This is a genomic window from Streptomyces sp. NBC_00353, assembly GCF_036108815.1.
Lineage (GTDB): Bacteria > Actinomycetota > Actinomycetes > Streptomycetales > Streptomycetaceae > Streptomyces.
Window position 1 is genome coordinate 61,173 of sequence record NZ_CP107985.1, and the last position, 26,734, is coordinate 87,906.

Genomic DNA, 26,734 nt, shown 5'->3' on the forward strand with positions numbered 1-26,734 from the left:
GGAAGTGGGGAAGTGACACAAAGAATCCTTTTTTCGGAACGTCGGCCACGGGCACCACCAGACGCGTGCCGCCACATGATCAGTGGATTGATTGTGTAGTCCATATGATTCAAAGGGAAGACCCAGTGGACCTCAACTGGCGCCCCTCTCAAGACTTATCGCCCGCCTCAAGGTCCGTCAGCTGCTCGGCTGCGAGCCCGGGAGGAATGCCAAACGAGGCGCTGCAGAAGAGTGCGCGTCCGAGGGACAAGAAGGCTTCGGGGATGTCGTGGCGTATCTCCCAGCGGATCCGCAGGCGGCAAACCAGTGCAGGTGGTGAACGCACGCTCTACGACCCACCATTGGGTACCCAGTCCGGAGCCGGCGCTGCCGAGGAGCCAGACGACGCAGGCCTTTGCCCTCCGTGAGCAGGGACCAGCTTCCGGGCCAGATCGGCGTCAGCGGATGGCTGTCGGACGCGGCCCCGTACACGTGAACCCTGGCCGTGCCTGCGCCACGCTCGGCGAGGGCATGAATCAGGGTGTGGCGCTGGTCGTGCTCGATAGCGTCGGTCAGGACGTGTTCGGTAGGTTGATCTGCCAACTCGCCCTTGAATAGGCCCAGGTGGACAGCTTCCGGACGAGGACATCGTCTTAGCACCTTCATGCCGCCTCGGTCGCATCACGCCAATTTTGGATACCGCACGCCCGGCGCACCGCGCCGGTTTGGCGCACCCGAAGTAGCCCTCGCACATCACTACGTGCTGGAAAGGCCAGCCTTCGAACTCGACCGTGGCCACGTCGAGTCCAGTCGCGCCGCTCGGTCATACCGGCTTCCGCCCGGTCGGTAGACGTCACCTGTGGGTTGCCGTGATACCCGTCGGCAGCGCCCCACTCTGAGCCCGCTGGCAGCTGCCCCATGTCACGGACGGCAATCGGTATCAGCCGAGACCATGCTGCAAACTCAGTAGTCGGTGCTGGCCAGGGCGAGGTCAGTCGTCATCCGACACAGAAGGTTCTGCACGACAGTGATCTCGTCTGGTTTCAGCCATGGCGCCATCCAGGGCTGGGGGGATGATGAGGGCGCACTCACGTAGTGCAACGCCCTGGGCGGTATGCGTCACTTCGACCACTCGCTCGTCGTCGGCCCGCCATTGCCGCTTGTACAGGCCGTTGGTCTCCAAGCGCTTGATCAGTGACTTCAGGGTCCGTACTCGAGGTGGGGCAGCGAGGGCTCCGGGGACTCAGCAGGCGTGAGGGCGTCGGTACTACTGCTCACGAGCATTTCTCCTCTGCCGTCAGCTGGCGCAACCATTCTCACATATTCCAGGGCAGGCAATGGTCTCGTGCATGATTACTTTGCGCACAACTGAATTGTTGGCTATGGTTATGTTTGGCCCGGCAGACGGGGCCGCCCGGAGCCTTCGGCCTGAGGCAGCAACCCAAAGGAGAACCACCATGACCCGCAAGCATCTGCACCGCTCGCCTTGGACCTACGCCACCGTGCTGGGCGCCAGTGCGGCAGCGATCGCGTTGACGACCACCGCGCCCGGGATGGCCTCCGCTGCGGGTCGCTCCCCGGCTACAAAGCCCACCGTTGTGCTGGTTCACGGCGCCTTCGCGGACTCCTCCAGCTGGAACGGGGTCATCGCCAACCTGCAGCGCGCGGGCTACCCGGTCGCCGCTCCCGCCAACCCGCTGAGGGGGCTAACTCAGGACGCCGGCTATCTCAGCAGTTTCCTCAAGAGCGTGCACGGGCCCGTCGTGCTCGTCGGTCACTCCTACGGCGGCTCGGTCATCAGCCAGGCAGCCGCCGAAGCCCCCAACGTCAAGGCGCTCGTCTACATCGCCGGCTTCTCTCCCGACAAAGGTGAGAACGCGGCAGACCTCTCCGGCAAGTTCCCCGGGAGCACACTCGGCCCAACTCTCAACTCCGTGTCCTTCCCGCTTCCCGACGGCGGCACTGGCAGCGACCTGTACATAAAGGCCGACAAGTTCCACGACCAGTTCGCAGCCGACGTCCCCAAGTCGACCACCGACTTGATGGCCGCAACCCAGCGCCCGGTGGCCGCCAGTGCGCTCACCGACAAGGCGACCGCAGCGGCATGGAAGACCATTCCCTCCTGGGACCTGGTCACCCTTCAGGACAAGAACATCCCGGCGGCGGCACAGAAGTTCATGGCCAAGCGGGCGCACTCGCACACGATCGAGATCCAGGCGTCCCACGCCGTCCCCGTTTCCCACCCGGCCGCCGTCGCGAGCCTGATCGAGAAGGCTGCCCACTCGACGGTCCGATAGCACGCTGTGTCTGCAAGCCACTCCACAAATCGACACACGGGTTTGGCCGAGTTGCGGTGTCGACCGCTTTTGGATGGCACGGAAGCTCCCGTATCCGCCTACGTGCTGTTTCTTCACCTCGCCCCAATGAAGCCACGGTGCAAAGCGTCGAATACTCGACTGCCAAGCGTCGGCGATGCCGCCCGCGCGCCCGCTCTATCAGGGCCGCTGGGCCGAACGCTGACGTGGGCTGCGGGCGGTCGACGTCTTGCACGCAAACCTCTGTGTCGCCTGCGAGGAGCCCCGGTCGTCGGCGGCGCGGGTTTCGCCGCTGTTCTCGGGACTGTATGGGTGTGGAAGACGTGGTGATCGCGACTGCCGGATTCTGCCGAGGACCGGGCTCTGTGCCGAGGGCGTAAGCGAGGTACAAGCGGCCTGTGTGGCGGCGCCGGGATGGGGCCGGGTGAGCGTGAACCCGGCTCATCCGGCGGCCCGTTCCTCGTCAGCCGAGGCCGGGGCGCGGTGGCTACCCTCCCTGCCTCTAGGCGACGAGAGGGTAGAAGCAGGAGGCTTCGATCTGGCTCCCCAACAGTTTGTACTGGCGACGATCGCCCAAGGCGGCTTCGCCATGAAAAGAGAGCCAGAACTTCCGTGAGCCACCCTCCCTCCTGGAAGACTCGCGCGCCGGCGCGATGGTGGAAGTCGCCATCGGGCCGCTCGTGATGCCGCGCCACAAGGTCCGCCGCCTGCCAGCCATCGACGGCCACCGCTCAGAAGCGCTTGACCTCGCGGTCGAGGTCTTCTGGCGCCAGGGGTACGAGGGCACCTCCATCACCGACCTCACCACCGCGATGGGCATGAACAAGCCCAGCCTGTACACGGTGTTCGGGTCGAAGGAAAAACTGTTCCAGCGAGTCGTCGCGCGCTACGCGGAGCGGGACATGGGCTACAGGACCGCCGCGCTCGCCGAACCGACAGCCGCCGCCGTCGCCCGGACCCTGCTACTGGAGAACGCCAAGGCACTCACCCGGGAAGACCGCCCGGCCCGCTGCCTGTCCATCCAAGGCGGCCTGTCCACCAGCCCCGACAACGCCTCGATCTGCACCTTCCTCGCCGCGAGCCGACTGGAGGGCGAGCAGGCACTGGCCGACCGCTTCCGCACGGCGGTGACGGACGGCGACCTGCCCTCCGATACGAACCCGGCACGCCCTCGCCCGCTACATCATCGCCTTCACCGAGGGCCAAGCCGTACACGCCGCAGCGGGCGCCAACCGCCAGCAACTCGAAGAGACCGCAGAAATCGCCCTACGGGCCTTCCCAGGCGACACCGGCCCGACGTCCGACTGACGCGCCCGGGCCGAGGGCGTGGGCTGCGCGGGTCAACCTGCGCAGCACGCATCACCGCATCCTAGTGCTTGCGGATCACTGCGGGTGCTCACGGTGTGGACGTGCGCGAGAAGGTCTCGAACCTCTACACCAGCGGCCCGCACGAGTACTACGAACGCTTCTTGGCGTATCTCGACTGGGCGACGCATGCCGCTGACAGCCTGGACTCGCTCATCAGCAGCGCCGACGTTGACCGGCTCGTACTAACCAAGCGGCACGAACAACTGCTGGCCGGACTGGACAACTTCACCATCGGGACGACTCAGCGACTCGTGAACCAGCTGGTGAGTGCCGAACCGCGGCAACGGACGATGGTGTTCACGGCGCGCAGGTGGCGAGTCAAGGCGGCTCCGTAGGAACCGGTGCATTCAACGCCGGCCCATCGAAGCACGCCGAACGATTTCGCCCAGTGGAGGAGGTGGCGATATCCATCAGCGGTGGCCGGGAAGCTGCGGCCGGCGGTCAAGAAGTGGCTGCCGGCCCACCCCCGTTCCACCTGCACCTCACACCGACCAACTCGTCCTGGCTGAACCTGGTGAACGATGGTTCGCCGAGCTCACACAGAAGAAACTCAAGCGCGGCGTCCACCGTTCCGTCCAAGCACTCGAACGCGACATCCGGGCCTGGGTCGCAGACTGGAACGACACCCGCGGCCCTTCATCTGGAACAAGACCGCCGACGAGATCCTCGATAAGGTAGCCACCTACTGCCAGCGAATCTCCGACTCAGGTCAATAGCGCCGTCGGCCGGCCTCGCAGCGAGGACCGCTGACCATTCTCGATGGCTGTTCCTATTTCAAGGGTGCGAAGGAGACACAGAGTCCCTTCAGCGCGTGCTGCACTGTGTTGTCAAGATCTGCTTGCTGGTCCTTGCCGGTATCCGTGGCCCACCACACGTGCCCGTCGGGTCGGATGATCGCCGTCTGGACGCCCGCCCAGAGCGGGTCAGAGGCGTCGATAGTCGCCATCGAGGTGATGTGGAAACCCAATTGTCGGGTGAGTCTGTGTGTACCGGGCAGAGGATCGCCCGAGAGGTTGAGGACTAGCGGCCGTCCGTCATGTAGGAGATCGAAGAGCAACGGCCGGGAACCGTCCGCGGTCGAAGTTGGTACAGCCCTCGTACCGGTCAGGGGGTGGGCCTGGGGATGAGCGCTGGGGTAGGAGATGTCGAGCGCAGACAGAATGCCGGCGAGCCCGGTGGAAAGTCCTGGTTGTGCGTTGATGAGTTTGCTGAGCAGATCCCTTAGCGCCAGAGTCTCGGGAAGGGTGCTGCCGAGCAAGGCCGTCTGAGCAAGGGTGTGCTCCGCCAGGGCCACCCCCACGGGGTGCCTTTCGCGGTGGTAGCTGTCGAGCAATTCCGCGGATGCGCGTCCTTTGATCTTTGCCGCCAGTTTCCAGCCAAGGTTCATGGCGTCCTGGACGCCGACATTGAGGCCGACCCCGCCCGCGGGGAAGTGCATATGGGCGGCGTCACCTGCAAGCAGGACCCGGCCGGCGCGGTAGGTGGCCGCTTGCCGGGTGGCGTTACCGAAGCGGGAAATCCACTGGGGGTCGGTCATTCCGAAGTCTGTGCCTGCCACTCTCGTTGCCCAGGCACGGAGGTCGTCCAAAGTCAGCGAGGTCGCAGGCTGCTGGTGCAAGGGGTCGAATCCAGTGACGCGGTAGAACCCGCCGGGGAGCGGGACGACGATGAGCGCGCCGTTCGCGTTGAACGCCTGGAATTGGCCGCCGGGCGGAGGGTCTTGCAGAACCACATCGCCCAGGATTCCGAAGACGCGGGCGTCGGTGCCCGGGAAAGCGATGCCGGCGGCCTTGCGTACGGTGCTGCCAGCCCCGTCACACCCAACAACGTATCCAGCGCGGCAGGTATAGGGCCCCGAGGGGCCGGTGACCTTCAAGGTGACTGCCGAAGCGTCCTGTTCCAGGCTGGTGACCGCGTGCCCCCGAAGCACGGTGCCTCCCAGCGCGAGGGCGCGTTCTTCGAGTATCGCCTCGGTGTGAGTCTGCGGGTGGCCCAGCATGTAGGGGTAGGGCGTGTTGAGGACGCCGAGGTCGATCCTGCTGGCGAGCATGCCGAAGTGCCAGTTCGGAACTTTCCTGCCCTGTGCCAGGAACTGTCCTTCCGCGCCACGCATCGCCAGCACCTCGATGGTGCGGGCATGGATCCCTAGCGCCTTCGAGTGAGGAACTCGCGTAAGCGTTCGTTCCAGCACTGTCGTGGGCACGCCAGCCAACTGAAGTTCCCCAGCGAGCCAGAGGCCCACCGGACCCGCCCCGACGATGACGACCTGCTCATCAGGCGGAGGAGTGCGCGTTGCGCTGTCGTTCATGGGTGGGTCTTCTCCTTGCTGACATCTCTGTGGGCCCGCGTGCAGATTCCACTAGTGCCGGATCAGGCAACGTTTGCCCTGTTGTGATGTGACGCGCCGTCCGGGTGCTGTAGTGGACGGCGCGTGGGCATCATTCTGTCCGGGTGCCAGAACGAGTGCGTGTCCGAGAGATCGATGATGATGAGGGGCGGCGACTGCTGCGGATTATCCGCAGAGGCGCCGGGTCGGTGGTGACCTGGCGGCGGGCCCAGATGGTGCTGCTGTCCGCGCAGGGCATGCCGGTGGCGAAGATCGCCGAGGTGTCGTTCACCAGCGACGACCGGGTCCGGGACGTGATCCACAACTTCAACGCCGACGGCTTCGACTCTCTGTATCCGAAGTACTCCGGTGGCCGGCCGAAGACGTTCACGCTGCCGGAGCGCCGTGAGATCAAGAAGATCGCGAAGTCGAAGCCGACCGAGCACGACCTGCCGTTCTCGACCTGGAGCCTGACCAAGCTGGCGGACTTCCTGGTCGCCGAGGGGGTGGTCGACGACATCAGCCACGAGGGCCTGCGCATCCTGCTCCGCGAGGAAGGCGTCTCGTTTCAACGCCTGAAGACCTGGAAGACCTCACGCGATCCGGACTACGCGGCCAAGAAAGCGCGGGTCGAGCACCTGTACGCCATCGCCGACGGCGAGGTTATACCCGAGGACGGCGAACCCGAAGTCATCTTCTGCATGGACGAGTTCGGGCCGCTCAACCTGATGCCCCACCCGGGCCGGCAGTGGGCCGAGCGCGGCGGCACACACAAGGACCCCGACCGTGAACCGCGCCGACGGCGACGAGCGACCTACAACCGCTACGGCGGGGTGCGACACCTGTTCGCCGCCCTGGACCTGGCCAAGGACAAGCTCTACGGCCACATCAAACCGGTCAAGAAGCGCACCCAGTTCCTGGAGTTCTGCCGCTACCTGCGCAGCCTCTACCCGGACACCGTCCGGATCGCGATCGTGGCCGACAACTTCTCCCCGCACCTGACCACGAAAAGGTGCCAGCGGGTCGGCACCTGGGCTGCCGCGAACAACGTCGAGATCGCCTACACACCGACCAACTCCTCCTGGCTCAACCGCATCGAGGCCCAGTTCACGGCCCTGCGCTACTTCACTCTGGACGGCACGGACCACGCCGACCACAAGGAACAGGGCAGCATGATCCGCCGCTACATCATCTGGCGAAACCGCCATGCCGACGACCAGCACCTACAAGCCGTCGTCGACAGGGCAAACGTTGCCTGAGGCGGCACTAGCTGATCCCTGCGCCGACTCGCTGACGACGCGGGGCGTCTCGCGACAGCGGTGCCTTTAGTATGAGCTACCAGACATTCAATATAATACTCTACATTTAACATGCGTAAGATAGCCAAATCTCCCACCGGTGAGGGGGATGACCGGGCGTCGCCCGCACTCGTCCGTCAGGCACAGAAGACACCACCGCCGGGGAGCGCACCGTACGGCCGTTCCGCAGGAACACTCGAGCCCGGAGGTGCTCACTTTCGCCCCGGCCACCGACACCTTCACGCAGCCTTCAGCGGCCGACCCCCGCGTCTCACCACCGGAAGCATCACCTGGCCGTACCGGCAGAGGTCGAACCGGCCATAGACCAAGAAGTCGCCGACTGCGGACAAGGCCAGCATCATCTCGTCGACGTCGGTCAGCCGGCGCGAGCGCCTTGACGATCTGCGGCTGGAAACCGCCGCCGCGGTCCCGCGGGATCGCGATCTCGACCGAGCCGACGTCGGTCAGCATCGTCTTGGCACGCACCCCATTTCGAACAAGCGTGTCCCAGCCGTGCTGGTCCGAGCGGTAGTGGGTGACATATGCGACGCGTTCGGTGAGTACGATCCGCTCCACGAGCGGGAAGTTGTAGCTGCGAACTTCCAGACCACCGGCGGTAAAGGGCTCCACAAATAGCCGTAGGCAGCGGCGATCTGGCGGCGCAGTCGCCCTGTCTCGAAGGCGGTGTCGAACACCTGCACTTCCTCCTCGCGGTCGGCGATCCAGTCCTGTTCACTGGCCAACCGTGCCGCTGACCGGCAATGCCTTCGTTCGCTGCAACCAGACCACTCCCACTCAGGACGGTGACGCCGTCAGACGGTGGAGCGCCTGCGTTGAGGCAGGTGTGGGACGGCGAGTAATTGGTGGGCCGTGGCCGCTGTCTGGGCGTCGTGTCCGTGGCCAGCGATGACGCCGATGCCTCGGCCGTCGCACAAAAGGCACTCATCCGAGTCGGCCTGGGCCGCCTGCTTCTTCGGGCACGCCCTTCGTGGGAGTTGGCGGCGTAGTGTCGCTGATGTGTGAGCCGAAACCACAGGCCGTGCTTTGGGTACCGCAATTGATGCGCGGGCTGCCGGCTGCGCTGTGGTGAGCCGAGAGAGTCCGCGGTGCTGGGGCGGCGGGAGACTAGGGAAAGGCGAAGCGGGCAGCGATGCCGTCCAGGAACTGGATGTAGGCGGGCCTGCTTGGGCGGGCGCGGCCTGGCGCAGGGTTCCCGTGGAAGCCGCCGCTCTCCGCTGAACCACCGGGGCTCAAGGCGTTCGAGCGGCTCTGCTCGGATGGTTGACAAGGTAATCGATTGGGGTCGCGGAGCCTTCCCTGGCTGGCATAAATCCCGGCATCGACGTCCTGCTTTCTTGCGGTAGGGCGAATGCTTGGATTACCTCTGGGGTGAGGTGACCCCCGGAGTGTGGACACAGGGGTTCATGCTGCGAGGGAGAGTTTAGCTGTCTGGTGGTGCTGCTGTTCGAACTCCAGCGGGGAGAGGTAACCCAGCGCGCTGTGTCGGCGTCGGGCGTTGTAGTAGGTGAGCCACTGGAAGATCTCCAGCCTCGCCTGCGGCATAGTCAAGAACAGCTTCCCGTGCGTCGTCTCTCGCTTCAGTCCCTGCCAGAAACTCTCGGCGAGGGCGTTGTCATAGCTCGAGCCGACCCTGCCCATGCTCCTGCGGATGCCGTACCGGTCGCAGACCTGGGCGAACGCGGCGGACGTGTACTGCGAGCCCCTGTCCGCGTGGAAGATCACCCCGGTGACGTCACCGCCGCGGGCCGCGACCGCGGCCTGGAGCGCGTCGATGACGAGCTCGGCCCGCATGTGCGGGGCCATTGAGTAGCCGAGTACCCGGCGCGAACGGATGTCGATGACGCAGGCTAGGTAGAGCCACGCGGCTCCGACCTGCACGTATGTGATGTCGCCGCACCACTTCTCGTCCAGCGTACTGGCGGTGAAGTCCCGCTGGACCAGGTCTGCCACCGGCGGCGCGAGGCGGTCCGGGATCGTGGTGCGGTGCTTCTTGCGCAGGTGACGGCCGACGATGCCGTGCTTGCGCATCAGCCTGGCCACGCGCTTGCGGTTGACCGTGTGGCCGAAGCCGCGCAGTTCGGCATGGACTCGAAGCGCGCCGTAGTTCCCGCGGTGTTCGGCATGGATCTCGCGGATCTCCTCGACCAGCACGTCCTCCGCGGCCTGCCGCCCCGCCCGCGCCTCGGCGCCGGCGATCCACCGGTAGTAGCCCGAGCGGGAGACCTCCAGCACCCGGCATATCCGCTTGATGCCGAACACCTCGGCATGGGCGGAGACGAAGTCCCAAGCGGCGGTCTTCACTTCATCTCCCGGGCGAAATACGCCGCTGCCCGACGCAGGATCTCCCGCTCCAGCTGCCATTCCTTCTCCGCCTTGGCCAGCCGCGCGTTCTCCGCCCGCAGCCGGGCCAACTCCGCCTCAATGTCCTGCGACGCGCCGGCAGGAGCCGGACGGCCGTCGGCATCACGCACCCAGGTCCGCAGCGTCTCGGGGTTGACGTTCAGATCAGCCGCGACGTCCTTGAACGTCCGCCTGCCGGCCGAAGCCCGCCACAACGCGATCGCGTCGGACCGGAACTCCGCACTGTACTTCGAAAGCCGTGCCACAGAGATCTACACCTTCCAGGATCAACAAGATCCATTGTCAGGTGTGTCCACACCACGGGGATCACCTCAGGGGGAAGCTCCTGGCCCGCCACAGGCGGGCGGCGGCACACCCGGCTGCCGCTGACTTTGGGCTGCCTGCACCGCATGGTGCGGGACGGGTGCTGTGCCACGGACTGGTCAGGCGAAGCGCTGGTTGAGGAGATGTCGTCAGATCGGATCGCGTTGGGATGTTGTTCCAGCGGAGCCGGCGTGAGCTCAGGTTTCACCCTGTCCTAGTGCGAGGACGCCGACCTACGCCGCCTCCTCCTGGAATGAGTGCCTCCCACCTCCGGCGGGTGGGCCGGAGACGGGAGGGACAGCCTTACTTGGCGGTCAGAAACTCTTCCGCGGACAGGGGGCGGTTCACTATGCGGATGTCACCGACGTTGCCGTGGAAGACGACGTCGACGGCGCCCGCGTACTCGTGGCCGCCCACCAGCCAGGGCAACCCGAGCGAGGCGAGGCCGACCGACAGGCGGTTCGGGTTGTCGACGACCGGAGCGCCCTCGACGTACAACTTCGTGAGACGGCCGTCGTTCACCACCGCCAGGTGCCACCACTTGAGCTCCACCAAGCCGTGACCCCAGTTAGTCGTCGGGTAGGTGTTGTTCAGCGGGTAGTGATTGAACTGCGGCTCGCGGCCGTTGTTCGTGATAGCGAACTGAGCCACGGGCTCGTTCGGGTCGGTGTTCTTGCCGTGCTTTCCGGCGGCCCCGGCCGAACCCCGGCGGCTGAGTATCGACGCGTTGCCATTCTTGCCGGCGTCCCAGTCCAGCGGCATCCTCACGAACGTCTCAATCGTGTACCCGGTCTTGAACGTCTCGGAGTTCAGCGGAGCCTTGGCCCCGGTGGTCAGGTATGAGCCGTGGACCGGGTTCCTGCCGCCGACGAACTTCAGGCTGGCATGTCCGGGCTGGTCGGGGTGGTGGTCGGCGGACCAGGTCAGCGCGTCGGCGGCTGTGCCTGGCACGGTCACCACCGTCAGGTCGTTGCCCTTGCCGGACAGGTCGTGGATCGTCTGGCCCACGGAGAGCGAGGTGCCGGGCGCGCCCTGCCCGTCGAAGCGCCAATACGCCAGCGTGCCCTTCACCAGCTCTCTGCCGGCGGGCCGGGCGGGCCGGACCGGAACCGGGATGAAGCTCGAGAACCGCTGCTCGAAGTCGACGGGGATCGAGAAGTTGTCGACCGGGCCGGTGATCCGGGCGTGCTCGGCTGCCAGTTCGGTGCGGGACTCCGGCTCCTGAGCCAGGATCCACGGGTTGATCGTCTCGACGTCGATCGTGTTGCGGGCCAGGTCGAAGTGGTAGAGGCGGATCATGCCGCCACCGCCGAAGTAGCGGTTCTGGTAGTTCGTGATGTGCATGTGCACGTCGTTGCCGGCGGCGTTCTTCTTGGTCATGCGCCCGGACGGCCAGTAGTGCCCGTTGAGGGTCAGGAAGATCTGGTCATTATCCTTGACCAGTTTGTCCCAGATTGACTGGCCGTAATCGGAGAGCGCCGCGTTGTCCTCCGGGTCGCCGGACTCGTAGGGGAAAACGTTGTCATCGTAGTCCGAGTAGACGATGTCGTGCGCCGTGAGGATTACCGGCATCTTCGGGTGGGCCTTGATGACGTCGTTGGCCCACGCGAAGCCCTGGTCGGTGGTCCGCCAGTCCAGGGCCAGCACCAGCCACGAGCGGCCGGCGGCCTGGAAGATGTGCGCGGTGTTATAGCCGGTCGGGTCCGACCCGGCGAACGTCTTGGAGCGCTTGAACCGCTGCGGGCCCAGGGTCTTCAGGTACGGCGTGTCGCCGCGGCTGTCGTCGCCGGACACGTCGTGGTTGCCGGCCACCACGCTGTACGCGGCACCGTGCGAGTCCAGCAGGGCGAACGCCTTGTCGACCTGCTGGAACGACGACGCGTCGGCATCCTGTGTCAGGTCACCGAGGTGTGCCATGAACACGATGTTGTTGGTGGCGTCCCCGCTGTTGTTGATGATGTAGCGGAACGACTCCTCCTGCGGCGTCCGGTTGACGCTGTCCTGGCTGCCCCAGTACAGGAACTGGGTGTCCGGCATGACCGCGAGGGTGAACTGGAGGGCGGTCGGATCCGGTCTCCACGGACCGGTCTTGCCACTCCTGGTGGCGTCCGCGGCGAACGCGGGCGTTCCGCCGAGCGCGGAGGCGCCGACTCCTACGGCTGCCGCTCCCGCACCGGCCAGCGCCGCGTTGCGCAGAAAGCCTCGCCGATTCTGCCCAATCGACTCTTGTGACGGAGTGTCACCGTAAATGCACATGAAGGGGCCCTTCTCGCATCGATAGTTCAAACTGCAACGATGCTATGCAGAAGCGGTCTGAGCTGGGCAGACGTGAGATGACAAACGATTATCAAGCGTCTGTCCACGATTGAAAGCGCAAGGTGAATCACGGCCGTAGGCTGATCTCTTGATGAGCGGAAAGTAACGAAAGGGAGTCGAGACCTCGGTCCAATGCCCCTGCTCTAAAAGCCGTCGCTTTGGGATTCGGGCTCGGCCGTGACATCTAGGGTGCACACCTTCACGTTGTGCGGCGGCAGACCGAAAACAACTCCTGGTCGAAGCCGCCGAGGAAGTGGGCGATGCCCGTCGAGTTCAGGCCTTCGATCAGCACGACTGACACACCTCACCGATCGCGCCGATCGCTCAGGCGTGATCGGCACCCGAGCGGCGAGCGGAACGGATTGACGAGGGGGCCCGGAGCATCACGCGGCACTCGGGCCGGTCGGAAGCGACTTCCTGGCGTCCCGCCGGGCTGGTCTCGACCGCTGGGTGACGCCGCATCTGTGTCGGCGTGAGATGGCCGGCAACGTTGCTAAAACCGGAGCTTACAGGTCCGAGCCCCGTGGACCGGGGCAAGTCTTCCCACGGATCGGTCAGGCAACCAAACGGGGCGCGGGAGGTCGTGTTGCCTGCCTTGAGGCATGTCACCTTCATCCCCGGTGTCATAAAGGTGACTTCGCGCAGGCTCAACGGCGCGGGAACTACCGGGGCGGTGTCGGGGTGTCGTGGCTCCGGTACATCGCCTGTATGTCCAGCTCCAGCTTGACCGTCGGGCCGACCACGGCGATACCGCGCGCCAGCATGTTGCGCCAGTTGAGGGTGTAGTCCTCACGGTGGAGTTCAGCCTTGGCCAAGGCGGCGCAGCGCAGTTCCTCGCCGTAGCCGCCGTTGACCGTGCCCAGGTAGTTGGTGTCCAGGGCCATCGAGCGACTGACGCCGTGCATGGTCAGCGTGCCCTGCAGCGACCACTTGGAGCCACCGCGGTGAACGAACCGACTGCTGGCGAAGTCGATGTACGGGTAGTTCTCGACGTCGAGAAAGTCCGCCGAGCGCAGGTGGTTGTCCCGGGTGTTGTTGCCCGTGGTGATGCTGTCGGCGTGGATCCTGACCTCGACCTGCGACTCCTCCATGTTCTCGTGGACCCGGATGCCGCCCTCGAAGCGCTCGAATCGGCCGTGCACATTTGCCATGCCGACATGCTTAGCGATGAAGCGGATCGCAGTGTGCGGCGGGTCGAAGAGCCAGACGCCGGGGGACGGAAGCTCCGGCTGGCGCGCCATGTCCAGCTGTGTCCTGGCCTGCGGCACGCACTCCCCCGCGACGATGTCCACCGTCTCGCGGTGCGGCTGCAGGCTCTCCGCGGTGATCAGCAGACTGTAACGGCCCGCGGGCAATGCGGCGCAGAACAGCCCGTACGGATCGGTGGTGCCTCGTGCCGCGACCCGCTGGGTATCAGTCGCGGTGACCGTGACGTCAACGCCGCCGAGGGGGTGACCCAACGGGTCCAGCACCTCGCGGACGAGGCCGCCTGCGCCGGGCGGAAGGGGCAGAGCGAGGCCCGTGCCGCCGCCGAAGCCCTGGGTTCGCCTGCGCCTGAGCAGTGCGAAGGCCATGGTGTTCACCTTTCGTGGAAATGCAGGGTAAGCATTGAGAGGGGTTCAGCCGTGTCCGAGGATCTGACGCAGCGCCGCGGTGAGCAGCACCTCCGCGTCACCGGACGCCGCAGCGTGAGCGTGCCGGAAAGCAATGTGATGGTCGGGTCGTACGAGCAGAGCCCCCGAGTCGGCGATATCACGCAGCCGCGCCCAGTCGCCGTACGGGTCCTCGTACTCCTGCCCGGGGCCGATGACGACCGTGGCGAGCTCGACACCGAGCGTTTCGGTGGCGGTCATGGCCGCGCACGTCCAGTCGTCTCCGCCGATGCCGGTGAACAGGGTGAACCGTCCCCGACCCGCCGCGTCCAAGGTGGACAGCTGCTCGCGGCCGCGGGTGATCCAGGCGTGTGGGAGCTTGGCGCCCGGCCTGGTGGAGGGCTGGTGATGGAGCTCGGGATCGCGGTCGAAGCCAGGGTCTTCGGTGCCGTCAGAGACGATCGCGTCCGACGCGTAGCGCTGGTTCATCTCGACGCCGTGGGCGTTGAATTCGTACGCTTTGGAGGCGATCGCCTCACGCAGCTGTTCCCGCTGCTTCTCGGCGGCCTCGGTGGTGTCCTTACGCCCGGCGATATTGGCCCACAGTTGCTCGGGCGTCTGTGGGGAGAGCCCGTCGAGCGCCTCGAAGACGGGCGCGGTTTCGCCGATGCTCTTGTTGGCGCGCTCGACGACCTGCTTGCCGATGGGAGCGCGTTCGGCGGTGTAGGTGTTGAGGAGGGACGGGCCGGCGGTGCCGTCCAGGACGAGCTTCAGCTTCCACGCCAGGTTGTACGCGTCCTGAATGGAAGTGTTGGAACCGAGGCCGTTCGACGGCGGATGGCGGTGTACAGCGTCGCCAGCACACAGCACACGGCCGTCCTGATAGTTCTCGGCGTACAGATGGTTGACCGTCCAGGCGGAGGACGAGGTGATGGTCACCGGGATGTCGGCGTCACCGATGAGACGGCGTACGACCGACACGGCGTACTCCTCGGTGAGGTCGGGGGCGCCGGCCGCGAGTTCGTAACCCCACACGATCATCCACTCGTTCCACGGGCGAACGCAGCGAACGAGGCCCGCGCCGATGCCGCCAACTGTGGCGCCCGGGGCGAGCACCCAGTAGAGGGTGGACGGCCGGTACGCGGTGTACTTACTGAGGTCCGCCTCGAAGAGGATGTTGATGCTGCCCGCGACACCCATCTGACCGACGGTCGGCAGCCGCGCGTTCTCCGCAACCCGGCTGCGGGCGCCGTCCGCGCCGATCAGGTACTTCGCGCGTATCTCGTAAGTGTCCCCGCGCAGCCGGTCCTTGACGGTGGTTGTCACCCCGTCCGCGTCCTGTACGTGCGACAGGTACTCCGTCTCGAAGCGCAGCGAAGTACCGCGCGCAACCGCCGCGTCGGCGAGAATTGGCTCCATGAGGTGCTGCGGCATGTCGCACATGCGGCTCGGGCTGGCGAGTTCATGTTCAGCCTGCACCAGCGGTTCATTGCCCCAGGAGCGCAGCCGCCCCAGCTCCTCGCCCGCGAGGCTGGTACAAAAGACGGTGTTGCCCATCAGCTGCTGTGGGGTGGCCTTGGCCACGACCTCGTCCTCGACACCGAGGTCACGCAGCACCTCCATGGTTCGCTGGTTGGTGATGTGGGCGCGCGGGGTGTCCGCCAGGGAGGCATAGCGGGTCACGACGATATTGGGCACGCCGTAGGTGCTCAGTGCCAGGGCTGCCGAAGATCCCGCGGGGCCGCTGCCCACGATCAGTACGTCGGTCTCGACGGTGTGCACTGCGTAGCTCCTGAGATGGACTCACAACTTGTTCATTAGTGATCTTGAACCTGTCCGCGTGAGAATGGGTGTCTCAATTCGAGACACCGGCAGCCGGATACCGTAGGGCCGTCGTGACCAGTACCGAGCACTCCCCCACAGCCGACTCCGGCACAGCGTTCTCCCTCGAGCGGATACGCCAGGCGCGCGAGCGCTTCCTGCAGGGTCGGCCCTTGCCCGACGACGTGCCGAACAACGTTGTAGCGGCCTGGCGGCGTGCGCGTTTCTACGGAGTACGGCGCGATCTGGCGACGGCGCCCGGTACCGATGACACCGAGGACTCGGCGCTGCTCGCCGCGGCCCGCCCAGTGCTCGACCGGCTCGCAGCCACGCTGGACGGCGGGGACTGCGCGCTGCTCCTCACGGACGAACGCTGCAAGGTCCTGTGGTGGTGTGGCCGCTGGTCCTCGAACACCCTGCGCCGTGATCTGTCGGAGAGGGTCGTCGGCAACAACAGCGTGGCGCTCGCCCTGCGCACGGGAGTTCGCGCCGAGGTGCACGGACCCGAGCACTTTCTCGACCTGTGGCAGGAACTCTCCTGTGTCAGTGTTCCGCTCCGTGGACCTGGTTCTGGGCGCGCGGCCGGCACAGTAACGGTCGTGGGCGGACTACGCGCGGACTGCGTTCCGCACCCGGGCGCCGTACTCGCCGAGGCGACGGCAGCGGCTGTCGAGGCGGAGCTGGCCGCCGCGGCACGGCCGCCGGAGCGTCTGCTGCTCGACGCCTATCTGCGGGAGAGCGCCGAGGGGCGGGCGGTGCTCGCGCTCGACGGCCGGAACCAGCTGGTGAGTGGCGGCGCGGCGCGGCTGCTGTCCCCGCAGGCACTGGCGGTGCTCGAACGGGAGGCGGCAGGGGTATGGGAAGAGCCTGCGGAGGCATACAACATCGAACTGCCGGACGGTGAGGGGCGTGTCGCCCGGGTCACTCCGCTGCGGACGGGTGGTGTGCTCGCCGTTGTCGAGGAACCGAGCGAGCTGAGCGCCGTGCTCTCCCCGCCCTCACACTTGTCCGAAAAGACAAGTCGACGTGGTGAGCCAGACCGCCTTCGTAAGGAACATTTCAGTGAACCACGGCTTGGGCGGGACAAGCTGGTCAGGCTGGCCGGGAGTTCCGTGCCGTGGCGGCATGCAGCGGGCCTCGCGCTCGACCTGGCGCAGTCCGGGCAGCCGTTGCTACTGACCGGCGAGCGCGGCACCGGGAAGACCGCGCTGGCTCTGGCCCTACTCGCCCGGCGCAACGACATCGGGCCGCTGATCGTCGATGCCGCCCAGGCACCAGACGGCGAACTAGCCGCTCAATGCGAGTCGCTGGGTGGTAAGGGCGCTCTGACCAATCCCATGCTGCTGCGCCACACCGAGCAGCTGGCACAGCGTGATGTGGCCGCACTGATCGCCCTGCTCGGCGAGCAACCGGAGCTGCCGCTCGTGGCGACGTACACACCAGGGACCGCACCCGGCCCGTGTCTGCAGCGGCTGCTGGACACACTGGCGGCACGTTCCGTCGTACTGCCGCCCTTGCGTGAACGAGCCGATGACATAAGGGAATTGCTCCCCATCCTCGCACCCCGGCCGGAGCCCGGGCAGCCGCCGCTGACCTGGACACTCGACACGCTGCGAGCGCTCGAACAGCACTCCTGGCCCGGCAATATCACCGAACTCGCTCACCTTGTAAGGGCGGTGGCGAAGCAGCGGCGCAGTTCCGGGCCGGTGCGCCGTGGCGAACTTCCCGACGCTGTGCGGGAGACACGCGCCGCTCGAAAGCTGAGCCCAATGGCGCTTGCCGAGCGCGAGGCGATCCTCGGCGCGCTGCACCGCCACGGGGGCAACAAGGCGCGCGCGGCGGCATCGCTGGGCATCGGCCGGGCAACGCTGTATCGCAAGCTGCGTGGCTACCAGGGACTGCCAGACTGAGGAGCAGCCCCGGCTACAGCCATGCGGTCGTCCAGGAACCGACCACGGACCTCGACACCGCCACGGCTGTCGGCTACATACTCAGACGCGACGGCGCGACGGGAACGTCGACTCCACCAGCTCGACTCCGAAAGGGCTGGACCGTGATCAACGCTCCCGGCGCACCGACAACGGATGGGAATTCGACAACCCGATCCAGCGCGGCGACGCGACCGGCGGCAGCGGCTCGTTCGCCGTCATCGAGAGCGACAACTGACCAATCGGCCCGCACCCGGTCAGCCAACTGATCAGCCCGGTCTACGACTTCTCCGGCGGACAGTCGGCGGAGAAACCGCACAACCAGCAGATGAGCGTGGACGTCGCCACCGACGGCGGCACGACCTGGGAGACGACCTGGGTCACTCCTCCTCGAGCGGCGACGCCAGGGGACGTGTACGTCGGGACGCGCACCCTCGTGCCGGTCTCTGGCGGCTTGACCGTCGACACCGTCCGTGACAGCAGCTCCAGGGCGGGCCTGGTCGGCGCCACTATCACCGACTTGCAGCATCCGGTCAGCACGGCGGTCACCGTCGCGACGCCGGACGATCCTCGGGCCGGCGACGGTCTCTTCACCCTGTTCGTTGCGAACCCGGGCAAGCACACCCTGCGTGCGAGCGCCCCGGCCACGCCACCGCAGGCAAGAAGACCAAGGTGCATGCGGACAAGACAGTCCGTGCGAACCTCTCCTGAAGGCCGCCCCGGCGACGTCGGGCTAACCACCGCGTCACAAGGAGGCGTCCACGCCCGGACCTGGACGCCCGTCCACCGGCACGACACGCCGCGAGCCGCCCGAGGAACATCACGCGCCCACCTCCCCCAGGCAGAAGGATCACCGGCAGTATCCGACGCGAGGCCCTCGACCACGCGCTCACCGTCAACGGGACCCCCGCACAGCAGGACCTTGCCGTCCACAAGCGGACCACAACGAGCACCCTCCCCCCACCTACTGGGCGGTGCGCGGTGCGCCGCCCTTCACCGCGAAACCGTTGGTCTCACCGTCGTGACCGGCCCCGCAGGTTTGCGGGAGGCGGACACACTTCCCAATGCTGAAGACAAGACGCGAGAGCATCGCCGCGCCGCGGTTGCACCAGAGTCACCGGGGTGAGATGACTTGAATGAGTGCCATCACATAGGAACCGGGGACGTAGTCGCCGTATGACGCAATCCGCGCCCTATAGCCGCATAGCGCGCCGCACCGTGTGGGGAAAGCGTGAAAGATTCCCGGACAGCCAACGACGGAACTGACACCACCGGCAACCCCCCTCCGGCCCCCACTGACCGGAGCAAGCTGCTTGCCGAGGTCTTCCGTCAGATGAGATTCGAGTTCGGCGCCTATGTCGGCGTCGTCTACCTGGCTGCACATGATGCTAATGGCACGCACCTGCTGTCAGCCGCAGTCGGCGGGGCCCCGCCAGCCGTCTTCACCATCCCCGAGGTCATTGCGTGCGACGGCCCCCTCGTAACGGCTGCCGCCTACCGCACCGGCCGCACCGTGGCCTCCGACGCTGCCCATGCGATCTCCCGTGAAGAGCGCGCACTGCGGATGATTCCCTACCCATACTCGGTCGTGGCCGCACCCCTCATCGCCGGGGACGAGAAGCTTGGAGTGCTGACCGGGATTTGGGTACCGCCAAGCCAGACCTGCGAGGGACTGCAGGAACGGATGGCTACGCTGGGGGAACTGCTGACGTCCGGTTTGGTCGACCAGTCTCAGGTTGATCACACCATGAAGCCGACCGCATCTCCCCTGATCATCCCCATGTTCCGAAGCCCGGACGATGAAGGGATCCCCACCGCTGAGGTGAAGCAACGTTGGGGATTGCCCGACCTTCCCGGATCAGCCGCTCTCTCGCAGATGTACCAAGTACACAAACTCTCCGCCGCGCTCAACGAGGCGCCGGGGCTGGTCGACGTCATGCGAGCTGCGCGTGAACGGATCATGCTGCCTTTCGGCGCCGGCGCATTCGTGGCTGCGGTGGCTCAAGAGGGCAGACTCCGGGTGGCCGGGCACAGCGGGCCTGCGGAGCTGGTGCGGATGGTCCACGGGGCGCCCCTGGACAGAAGCACCCCCGGTGCAGATGTGCTCTGCACCGGACAACCCCTCTTCCTCCCCGATCGCGCGGCACTGCTAGCGGCCTACCCCACTCTGGAGAGTGCTGACATCCAGGCATGTGCGGTGCTACCTCTGGTGGGCAGCGGAAACTTCCGGGGCAGCTGCCTGCTCGGCTTTGAGACCGCGCGATGGATCGGCGCCGAAGAACAGGCTGTCCTGCTGATGATGGCCGCCCAGCTCGCCGTGGCCATGGAGCGTGCCCAACTCACCGAGAGCGAGCACGCTCTCACGGAGGCGCTGCAGAAGAAGCTACTCCCCCGCTCACTGCCCGAACTCCCCGAGGTGGTGATCACTGCTCGGTACCTGTCCGCGTCCGCCCCCTCGGGGATGGGCGGTGACTGGTACGACGTCATTCCCCTGCCGGGTCGGCAAACCGGTCTCGTGGTCGGCGACGTGGAGGGCCACAACATCGACAGCGCGGTGATCATGGGACAGCTCCGAAGCGGACTGCGCGCGTATGCTGCGGAAGGACACAAGCCCACCGATGTTCTCGCCCGATCCAGCGAACTGCTCGCCGAACTCGACACCGATCTCTTTGCCACGTGCTGTTTCGTCCGACTCGATCCGGAAGGCGGGGTCGTCGAGATCGCCCTGGCCGGTCACCCGGTTCCGCTCCTTCGCTGCCCCGAGGCCGGGATCATAGCGCCGGACGCTCCGCCGAACCTCCCGCTCGGCGTGGAGCCTGGCTATGTGTATAGCAGCACGGAATTCACCATCCGCCCGGAGACACTACTGATGCTTTACACGGATGGAATCGTCAACTCCCCCACCGGCGACCCGGTGGTCGACGCACGCGGCCTTCTCGCTTCAGCCGACAGAGTCGAAGCCCGTTCCCTGCACAAGATTGCGGACTTGCTCCTCATGGGCGCGTCGAAGCGCCCCGAGCGCCAGCGGGACGACATGGCACTCCTGTTCGCTCTATACGAGGGTAATCCTCTCGGCTCGGTCCGCAGGGTCGACCGGATGGCTATACGGAGGCACGACATCCAGGGCGTGAGGTCCGTGCGAAGGTTCGTGAGGAGTTACCTGCTCAGACGGGACCTGCAGAGACTTGCCGACGACATGGAAGTGATGGCTTCCGAAATCGTCACTAATGCCCTCATTCACGCCGACAGCGATGTCGAGGTATGGCTCCGCGAATACCCCGACCGCATTCATTTCGAGGTCCGTGACACCGACGCCAAGCCTCCAGTGCCGACATCCATCACCGACTCCGACGAGGCGAACGCCGCGGCGGAGCACGGAAGGGGGCTAAGCATTGTGGAAATCCTTTCCTCCGCGTGGGGAAATTCTCCCCACGGTCGAGGAAAGACAGTGTGGCTCGACATTCCTAAATAAAGGAATACAGACCTGCGCCGTCGCTCTCCGACACCTGGCCGGAACGACGCACCGGGAAGGCGGTGGAGGCCCTAGGCCCTTCACCTGGACCAAGGCAGCCGACGAGATCCTCAAATCCCTCGCCGACTACCTCAGCAAGGTGACTCCACGAGCCACTGAAAACCAGCAAGAGACTAAGTCCGTGATTTCCGGCGCAGGCGACACTAGAAGGGCTTAGTGGGCAAGTACTTGCCGTCCAGGGTGATCACGGCGCGCTCGCCTCCCTCGGGATCGGCGATCTTCTTTACGTCGAGCTTGAAGTTGATCGCGGAGATGATGCCGTCACCGAACTGCTCGTGGATCAGGGCCTTGAGCGTGGTGCCGTAAACCTGGATCATCTCGTAGAAACGGTAGATCGTCGGGTCGGTGGGAATGCCGCCCTCGATGGAGCCGCGAGTGGGAATGCTGCGCAGCAGTGTCACCGCATCGTCGTCGAGGCCAAGGAGTTCGGCGACGGCCTCGGCCGACTTCTCCGGCAGCGCGTGCTGGCCGAGGATGGCGGCCGTGACGAACGCCACGGACAGGCCGGCAGCGTCTGCGATCTGCTGCCAGGTGAGGTCCTTGCGGGTCTTGGCTTCGACCGCGGTGACCGCGAGCTGCTGGCGGGCGGTGTTGTCGAGTTGGGCGTGCATCATGACGTTGCTTCCTTTCAGTCGGTCCCCCCATGAAAGTGCGAAGAGCGGAAGAAATGGTCCCGTGGATCGGCCAGACTGGGCCGGGGGGTCAGGCCACGAGGGAGCGGTGCGGCCCGGCGTCGAGTTCCTCGACGGTTCCAGTTGGGATGTCGAAGACCCAGCCGTGCAACCGCACACTGTCCTTGGCCAGCGCATGAGCCACCGAGGGGTGTGTGGCCAGATTCGCCAGCTGGACGGCGACGTTTTCCCGTACCAATGCGGCGACTGTCTGCCTGCTTCCGGCGGGTGCGTTGAGGTCCCGGGCGGCAGCCGCTTGGCGCAGCCAGTCGGCGATGGCCGGGGTGTCGGTCAGGTCATGGCCTTGGGCGAGAGCGGTCATTGCACCGCATGCTGAGTGTCCACAGACAATAATGTCCTTCACTCCCAGGACGGCAATGGCGTACTCGATGCTGGCGACGATGCCGTCGGCGCCGGAGGTGTAGAGGGGGACGAGGTTGCCGGCAGTGCGGATGACGAACAGCTCGCCGGGATCGGCCTGGGTGATCAGCTCGGGGATGACACGGGCGTCAGAGCAGCCGATGAACAGCGTGCTGGGCTGGTGGGTGGTGGCCAGCTGAGCGAGGAGCCCTGCCTTGGCGGGGAAGACCTCCCGCTGAAAGCGGGTGATGCCCTCGGCGAGATGACGCATGCCGTGCTCCTTCCGGTGGTTTGCCGATGAGGTCTACCCCATTCACTGTGCACGAGCTGCCCTTATAGCGTCCAAGACTCATTACCACTGAGTTCCATCGACCGCATCTATAATGATGGGTGTGAAGCCTGAACTGCGCCATCTGCGATACCTGCTCGCAGTGGCCGAGCACGGGAACTTCACCCGCGCCGCCGAGGGCCTGCGCATCTCGCAACCCACCCTGTCTCAGCAGGTCCGGCAGCTGGAAAAAGCCCTCGGTGTCCAGTTGTTGGACCGTACTGGCCGCACAGTACGCCTCACTGACGCCGGGACCGCTTACGCCCATTACGCCCAGCGCGCGCTACAGGACCTTGCGGCCGGCGAGCAGGCGGTGCTGGACGTGCAGAACCTCTCCCGTGGGCACCTACGCCTCGCTGTCACCCCTACCTTTACGGCCTACCTCACGGGCCCCCTCGTCGCCGACTTCTATGCCCGCTATCCGGGCATCACCTTGGACGTGCGAGAGATGCCCCAGACCCGCATCGAAGCCGACCTGCTCGGCGATCGGATTGATCTCGGCATCGCCTTCCTGGGCGCCCATCACCCGGGCATCGAGGCCACCGCACTGTTCATCGAGACCCTCAGCCTCGTCGTCGGCCCCTATCACCCCGACATCCAAAGGCGCGGCCCCCTGCCCATCACCGACCTTCGCGAACGCCATCTCGCCCTGCTCAGCGGTGACTTCGCCACCCGCCAGCACATCGACCAGCACCTCGCGGAACACCACGTGCAGCCACGGATCGCACTGGAGGCCAACTCCATCAACGCACTCACCGAAATCGTGACCCGCACCCCGCTCGCGACCGTCCTACCCGACGCGATCACCCGCGGCCATCCCCACTTGGCCCCCATCCCCCTCTCCCCCGCACTCCCCTCCCGCACCGTCACACTCCTGCATCGTGAAAGCACGTACCAAAGTGCCGCCGCCCGCGCCTTCACCAGCCGGGCCACCAACTGGGCACATGCCCACGGCTTCAACCTCTTCTGACGAGGGAGGCAGTGGACGCCACAATGTGACGGGTCGGCCCTGCCGCCCAAAGACGCCGACTCAGGCAGGCAAGGGCCGGACACCGTCCGACACCCTGCATCGGGTTTTTGTCCCAACCCACCCGTCGGCCGGTCAACAGACCCAGGCGGCAATCGAGACCTTGTGGACCCGGCAATCACCCTCAATGAACTACTGACCGTTTTCCACGAGCCGTAGCGTTCGGGCAAGTCACGCCAGGTGATGCCGGTGCGGATCTTGTAGACCATGCCGTTGATGACCTGGCGGTCGTCAACCCGAGGCCTTCCGGTCACGGCCAGGGGTACGAGGGGAGCCAGTAACTCCCATTCCTGGTCTGTGAGTTCATGTCGACGTACCACACCAGAATCCACCACCCGCATGATCTTTGAAGACAGCTAATAGGGCCTAATCGTCGTTTGCCGTCTCCCCGCCCTCCGAGAGCGTGGAAGCAGAGCTGAGGTCTGATCCGTTCAACTTGTTCGGCGCAAAGGCGACGCCAACCTCGCCGAGTGGAACCTCATGCCCCGCCTCACAGGTGACGCCTGCCCTGAGCGGCGTGCTGCAGTTGTGGTGAGTGAAAAGGAGTGGTGGTCCGGCCGGGTCGGCGAGGTAACGGTCGCCCCACTGAATGAGAGCCAAGGCCACAGGGAACAGGTCGCGGCCTCTCTTCGTGAGCGCGTACTCATGTCGGGTGCGCGTGCCAGGCTCCTGGTAGGGGCGACGCTCAAGAACACCGACAGCCACGAGTTCGCGCAGGCGCGAGGCAGCGACAGCTTCGGAAATGCCCGCCCTATGCGCGAAGTCGTCAAAGCGCCGAGTGCCGTAGAAGGCCTCGCGTATCAGCAGCATTGCGGAGCGACTGCCGACCGCGCGCACAGCGCGGTCAAGGGAGCAACGGTCAGTGATCCAGCCGTCCCGGTCCGCCACCGGTCCGTCTAGGTGTGCAGCTTCTGTCGACATGCGCCAAGACTAACGCTGGCTTGAGATTTCCCTACTCAGGCCATTAGCGCCCTGGCCATGGATAGCAGAAGCCAAACATGGTTGGCTGGGATCTACCGGTGTTACACACGGCCGCCTTCGTCAACGTTGCCTTCGGCAACGTCGGACGCCTCGCTCCCCGTTGGCCGCGCAGCCTGCACGGTGGGCGGCCAACGTGACCGCCTCCAGAAGACCGGCTGGCAGTGCTCGATCGCCGCGGCAACATCCGGCGCGAGTCGGGTACGGCCCCCGTTACCGTTTTCGTGGCTCCGCAATGGCGCCTCCGGCCTTCGGGTGCGGCGTGACTTCCCCCTCCTGTTGTTGATGATCCAGGGGGGTGCCGCCGGGTCCGAAGCATCGACGGACCGCCGATGAGGGGCTTGAGCACCGGCTTCACCCAGGCCGGAGGAGCTCTCCGCAACGTGGATGTGGCAGCTCGGTGCCGTGGCAGGCCAGACGAGGGCGCGATGGAGAGGCCTGCACGTGATCGACACCGGCGACACCGACGTCTTCCTCGGCCTGGACGCCGGCAAGGGCGAACACCACGCCACCACCGTCACACCGGCCGGGAAGGCCACACATCGGCGTCCCGCGTACCGAGGCACTCAGCGCGCGGGGAGAGGGCCGGCCAGCTGGCGGCGCCTTGAGCCGTCCACGTGACGAGCGGACAGCGAGTTCGCTACCCATCTGGCTTGCGTCGGCCATAGCCGGATGGGTAGCGTCTGGCTATGGAAAATCAAAGCCAGACGGGCAAGACCGCCTGGGTACTGCCGGTGCTTTGCGTTGCCGCGTTCATGGCCAGCTTGGACCTGTTCATCGTCAACGTTGCCTTCTCGGACATCGGGCAAGAGTTCCCAGACAGTTCGCTGGCCGACCTGAGCTGGATCCTCAACGCCTACGCGATCCTGTATGCGGCCCTTCTGGTTCCCCTGGGACGCCTGGCTGACCGCTTCGGGCAAAAGGCGGGCTTCCTGAGTGGCCTGGCCGTATTCACCGCCGCCAGCGCCGCATGCGCCTTGAGCGACAGTCTGTGGCCCCTGGTCGCCTTTCGGGGAATACAGGCAATGGGCGCCGCCCTGCTCACTCCCACGAGCCTCGGCTTGCTCCTCACTGCCACGCCCGCCGACCGGAAAGAGCGAGCAGTGCGCGTCTGGGCTGCCACAGGCGGTCTCGCGGCCGCCGCAGGACCTGTCGTTGGAGGCCTCCTTGCCGAGGCCTCGTGGCGCTGGATCTTCCTGGTCAACGTGCCGATCGGCGCTGCTGCCTTCCTGTTGGCGCTTCCTTCGCTGCCCGCCAGCCGACACGACGTGGACACCCGGCTGCCGGACCTCCCAGGCGCCGCTGTTCTTCTGGCCTGTATCAGCGTCCTAGCTCTCGGGCTGGTCCAAGCGCCTTCCTGGGGCTGGGACAGCCCCAGGACCGCTGTATGTCTGGGGCTGACTCTCACGGGCATGGCTGTCTTCTGGCGCCGCTCCCTACGCCACACCTCCCCCGTGGTGGAACCGGCGCTCCTGCGCGTGCCCTCATTCGCCTGGTCCAACGCCACCGCCTTGGCCTTCACAGCCGCGTTCGCCGCCGGCCTGCTCGCCACCGTCATGTGGCTGCAAGAGGTATGGGGCTACTCGGCGCTCAGGACCGGCATGGCAATCACCCCGGGACCCCTGATGGTGCCGCTGTTCGCCTCCCTCGCCCAAGCTGTCGCTCACAAAGTGCCGGCCGGCTGGATCACCGCGGTGGGATCGGCCCTCTTCGGCACCGGCATCATCGTGCTGCAACTGAGCCTGGGCGCTCAGCCTGCCTACCTCACGCAGGCGCTGCCGGGCTGGCTGCTGAGTGGCATGGGCGTGGGTCTGGCCCTGCCCACCATCCTGGCCGCGGCCACGGCCGACCTCCCCAACAACCGTGCTGCCACCGGCAGCGCAATCGTCAACATGAGCCGCCAACTGGGAGCAGTCCTGGGAGTAAGCATCTTGATCGCGCTTGTCAGTGTCCCCCACACCTATACCGCCACACACGCGGCCTTCACGCTCGCGCGGTGGACCATTGCCGCCGTGGCTTTCGTCGGCGCACTGACCGCCTTGCGTATGACCCCCCGCAGCACACCCTCCGACAGCGCCTCTGCCGCCCTGACCGTCACACCTGAGATGTCATGACGTACAGCACCATGGCGATGGCGGCTCCGTGCGGAGATCAGGGTGCCGCAAGCTTCACGGGCACCATCCAAGACCACTTGTGCCCAACAAGAAGAC

The 26,734-nt window shown here is 66.0% G+C and carries 19 protein-coding genes and 3 pseudogenes; 10 read left to right on the top strand and 12 right to left on the bottom strand.

The window, feature by feature from the left end; translation table 11 throughout:
- Positions 1-1,436: 1,436 nt before the first annotated feature.
- From OHA88_RS00200 to OHA88_RS00210, 3 genes are all read left to right on the top strand, one after another.
- Complete coding sequence (locus tag OHA88_RS00200) at positions 1,437-2,276, top strand: alpha/beta fold hydrolase (protein ID WP_328623692.1); 840 nt, start codon at positions 1,437-1,439, stop codon at positions 2,274-2,276.
- Between the two features lie 671 nt (positions 2,277-2,947).
- Positions 2,948-3,667, top strand: coding sequence for a TetR/AcrR family transcriptional regulator (locus OHA88_RS00205; protein WP_328623693.1), 720 nt, complete (start codon positions 2,948-2,950; stop codon positions 3,665-3,667).
- A 36-nt stretch (positions 3,668-3,703) separates the two neighbouring features.
- Positions 3,704-3,997 carry a hypothetical protein gene (locus tag OHA88_RS00210; RefSeq protein WP_328629950.1) on the top strand — a complete coding sequence of 98 codons (294 nt, stop codon included), beginning with the start codon at positions 3,704-3,706 and terminating at the stop codon, positions 3,995-3,997.
- Here OHA88_RS00210 and OHA88_RS00215 read toward each other — a convergent pair.
- Positions 3,967-4,098 (bottom strand): annotated as a pseudogene (locus OHA88_RS00215) (IS110 family transposase); the annotation flags it as partial. The gene OHA88_RS00210 and the pseudogene OHA88_RS00215 overlap by 31 nt on opposite strands.
- Here OHA88_RS00215 and OHA88_RS00220 point away from each other — a divergent pair.
- Positions 4,097-4,378 (top strand): annotated as a pseudogene (locus OHA88_RS00220) (IS630 family transposase); the annotation flags it as partial. The pseudogenes OHA88_RS00215 and OHA88_RS00220 overlap by 2 nt on opposite strands.
- Before the next feature lie 53 nt (positions 4,379-4,431).
- Here the strand turns inward: OHA88_RS00220 and OHA88_RS00225 are convergent.
- Positions 4,432-5,970, bottom strand: coding sequence for an FAD-dependent monooxygenase (locus OHA88_RS00225; RefSeq protein ID WP_328623694.1), 1,539 nt, complete (start codon positions 5,968-5,970; stop codon positions 4,432-4,434).
- Between the two features lie 143 nt (positions 5,971-6,113).
- Between OHA88_RS00225 and OHA88_RS00230 the strand changes: the two genes are divergently transcribed.
- On the top strand, positions 6,114-7,247 hold the full coding sequence (locus tag OHA88_RS00230; protein ID WP_328623695.1) for an IS630 family transposase: 1,134 nt from the start codon (positions 6,114-6,116) through the stop codon (positions 7,245-7,247).
- Positions 7,248-7,334: 87 nt separating this feature from the next.
- Here OHA88_RS00230 and OHA88_RS44350 read toward each other — a convergent pair whose 3' ends face one another.
- From OHA88_RS44350 to OHA88_RS00255, 5 genes are all read right to left on the bottom strand, one after another.
- Positions 7,335-7,916: a transposase gene (locus OHA88_RS44350; RefSeq protein ID WP_443044137.1), complete on the bottom strand. Its 582-nt coding sequence runs from the start codon at positions 7,914-7,916 to the stop codon at positions 7,335-7,337.
- Between the two features lie 792 nt (positions 7,917-8,708).
- Positions 8,709-9,913 (bottom strand): IS3 family transposase gene (locus OHA88_RS00240; RefSeq protein ID WP_328623696.1). Its coding sequence is split into 2 segments (ribosomal slippage): positions 8,709-9,673 and positions 9,673-9,913, totalling 1,206 coding nucleotides; the frame shifts between segments, so codons are not numbered across the junction.
- Positions 9,914-10,274: 361 nt separating this feature from the next.
- Complete coding sequence (locus OHA88_RS00245; protein WP_328623697.1) at positions 10,275-12,227, bottom strand: LamG-like jellyroll fold domain-containing protein; 1,953 nt, start codon at positions 12,225-12,227, stop codon at positions 10,275-10,277.
- Between the two features lie 722 nt (positions 12,228-12,949).
- Positions 12,950-13,861 carry a YceI family protein gene (locus OHA88_RS00250; protein WP_313934990.1) on the bottom strand — a complete coding sequence of 304 codons (912 nt, stop codon included), beginning with the start codon at positions 13,859-13,861 and terminating at the stop codon, positions 12,950-12,952.
- 45 nt (positions 13,862-13,906) lie between these two features.
- The gene (locus OHA88_RS00255; RefSeq protein ID WP_313934991.1) at positions 13,907-15,661 is read right to left on the bottom strand and encodes an FAD-dependent oxidoreductase; all 1,755 of its coding nucleotides are present in this window, start codon (positions 15,659-15,661) and stop codon (positions 13,907-13,909) included.
- A gap of 113 nt (positions 15,662-15,774) precedes the next feature.
- Here OHA88_RS00255 and OHA88_RS00260 point away from each other — a divergent pair, with 113 nt between their 5' ends.
- The gene (locus tag OHA88_RS00260; RefSeq protein ID WP_313934992.1) at positions 15,775-17,610 is read left to right on the top strand and encodes a helix-turn-helix domain-containing protein; all 1,836 of its coding nucleotides are present in this window, start codon (positions 15,775-15,777) and stop codon (positions 17,608-17,610) included.
- Between the two features lie 297 nt (positions 17,611-17,907).
- Here OHA88_RS00260 and OHA88_RS00265 read toward each other — a convergent pair whose 3' ends face one another.
- Entirely contained in the window at positions 17,908-18,222 is a 315-nt protein-coding gene (locus tag OHA88_RS00265; protein ID WP_328623698.1) for a hypothetical protein, read from the bottom strand.
- Positions 18,223-18,961: 739 nt separating this feature from the next.
- On the opposite strand from OHA88_RS00265, the gene OHA88_RS00270 reads away from it, so the two are divergent.
- On the top strand, positions 18,962-21,100 hold the full coding sequence (locus OHA88_RS00270; protein ID WP_313934994.1) for an ATP-binding SpoIIE family protein phosphatase: 2,139 nt from the start codon (positions 18,962-18,964) through the stop codon (positions 21,098-21,100).
- A gap of 203 nt (positions 21,101-21,303) precedes the next feature.
- On the opposite strand, the gene cynS is transcribed toward OHA88_RS00270, so the two are convergent.
- Both cynS and OHA88_RS00280 read right to left on the bottom strand, forming a co-directional pair.
- Positions 21,304-21,774: a cyanase gene (cynS, locus tag OHA88_RS00275; RefSeq protein WP_267009174.1), complete on the bottom strand. Its 471-nt coding sequence runs from the start codon at positions 21,772-21,774 to the stop codon at positions 21,304-21,306.
- An 88-nt stretch (positions 21,775-21,862) separates the two neighbouring features.
- Positions 21,863-22,462, bottom strand: coding sequence for a carbonic anhydrase (locus OHA88_RS00280; protein WP_313934995.1), 600 nt, complete (start codon positions 22,460-22,462; stop codon positions 21,863-21,865).
- 121 nt (positions 22,463-22,583) lie between these two features.
- Here OHA88_RS00280 and cynR point away from each other — a divergent pair, with 121 nt between their 5' ends.
- Positions 22,584-23,489, top strand: a complete 906-nt coding sequence (gene cynR, locus OHA88_RS00285) for a transcriptional regulator CynR (protein ID WP_328623699.1) — start codon at positions 22,584-22,586, stop codon at positions 23,487-23,489.
- A gap of 191 nt (positions 23,490-23,680) precedes the next feature.
- On the opposite strand, the pseudogene OHA88_RS00290 reads toward cynR, so the two are convergent.
- Together OHA88_RS00290 and OHA88_RS00295 are read right to left on the bottom strand one after the other, a co-directional pair.
- Positions 23,681-23,866 (bottom strand): annotated as a pseudogene (locus OHA88_RS00290) (transposase); the annotation flags it as partial.
- A gap of 46 nt (positions 23,867-23,912) precedes the next feature.
- Positions 23,913-24,467: a winged helix-turn-helix transcriptional regulator gene (locus tag OHA88_RS00295; RefSeq protein WP_328623700.1), complete on the bottom strand. Its 555-nt coding sequence runs from the start codon at positions 24,465-24,467 to the stop codon at positions 23,913-23,915.
- Positions 24,468-24,968: 501 nt separating this feature from the next.
- Between OHA88_RS00295 and OHA88_RS00300 the strand changes: the two genes are divergently transcribed.
- Together OHA88_RS00300 and OHA88_RS00305 are read left to right on the top strand one after the other, a co-directional pair.
- Entirely contained in the window at positions 24,969-25,145 is a 177-nt protein-coding gene (locus OHA88_RS00300) for a hypothetical protein (RefSeq protein WP_313941832.1), read from the top strand.
- 68 nt (positions 25,146-25,213) lie between these two features.
- Complete coding sequence (locus OHA88_RS00305; RefSeq protein ID WP_313934998.1) at positions 25,214-26,638, top strand: MFS transporter; 1,425 nt, start codon at positions 25,214-25,216, stop codon at positions 26,636-26,638.
- Positions 26,639-26,734: the final 96 nt, after the last annotated feature.

Excerpts from the sequence above, each read along its gene's own strand:
- OHA88_RS00245 (WP_328623697.1), bottom strand. The coding sequence starts at position 12,227 with ATGTGCATTTACGGTGACACTCCGTCACAAGAGTCGATTGGGCAGAAT.
- OHA88_RS00305 (WP_313934998.1), top strand. The coding sequence starts at position 25,214 with ATGGAAAATCAAAGCCAGACGGGCAAGACCGCCTGGGTACTGCCGGTG.
- OHA88_RS00205 (WP_328623693.1), top strand. The coding sequence starts at position 2,948 with ATGGTGGAAGTCGCCATCGGGCCGCTCGTGATGCCGCGCCACAAGGTC.
- cynS (WP_267009174.1), bottom strand. The coding sequence starts at position 21,774 with ATGATGCACGCCCAACTCGACAACACCGCCCGCCAGCAGCTCGCGGTC.
- OHA88_RS00295 (WP_328623700.1), bottom strand. The coding sequence starts at position 24,467 with ATGTCGACAGAAGCTGCACACCTAGACGGACCGGTGGCGGACCGGGAC.
- OHA88_RS00250 (WP_313934990.1), bottom strand. The coding sequence starts at position 13,861 with ATGGCCTTCGCACTGCTCAGGCGCAGGCGAACCCAGGGCTTCGGCGGC.
- OHA88_RS00280 (WP_313934995.1), bottom strand. The coding sequence starts at position 22,462 with ATGCGTCATCTCGCCGAGGGCATCACCCGCTTTCAGCGGGAGGTCTTC.
- OHA88_RS00270 (WP_313934994.1), top strand. The coding sequence starts at position 18,962 with ATGAGATTCGAGTTCGGCGCCTATGTCGGCGTCGTCTACCTGGCTGCA.
- OHA88_RS00225 (WP_328623694.1), bottom strand. The coding sequence starts at position 5,970 with ATGAACGACAGCGCAACGCGCACTCCTCCGCCTGATGAGCAGGTCGTC.
- OHA88_RS00200 (WP_328623692.1), top strand. The coding sequence starts at position 1,437 with ATGACCCGCAAGCATCTGCACCGCTCGCCTTGGACCTACGCCACCGTG.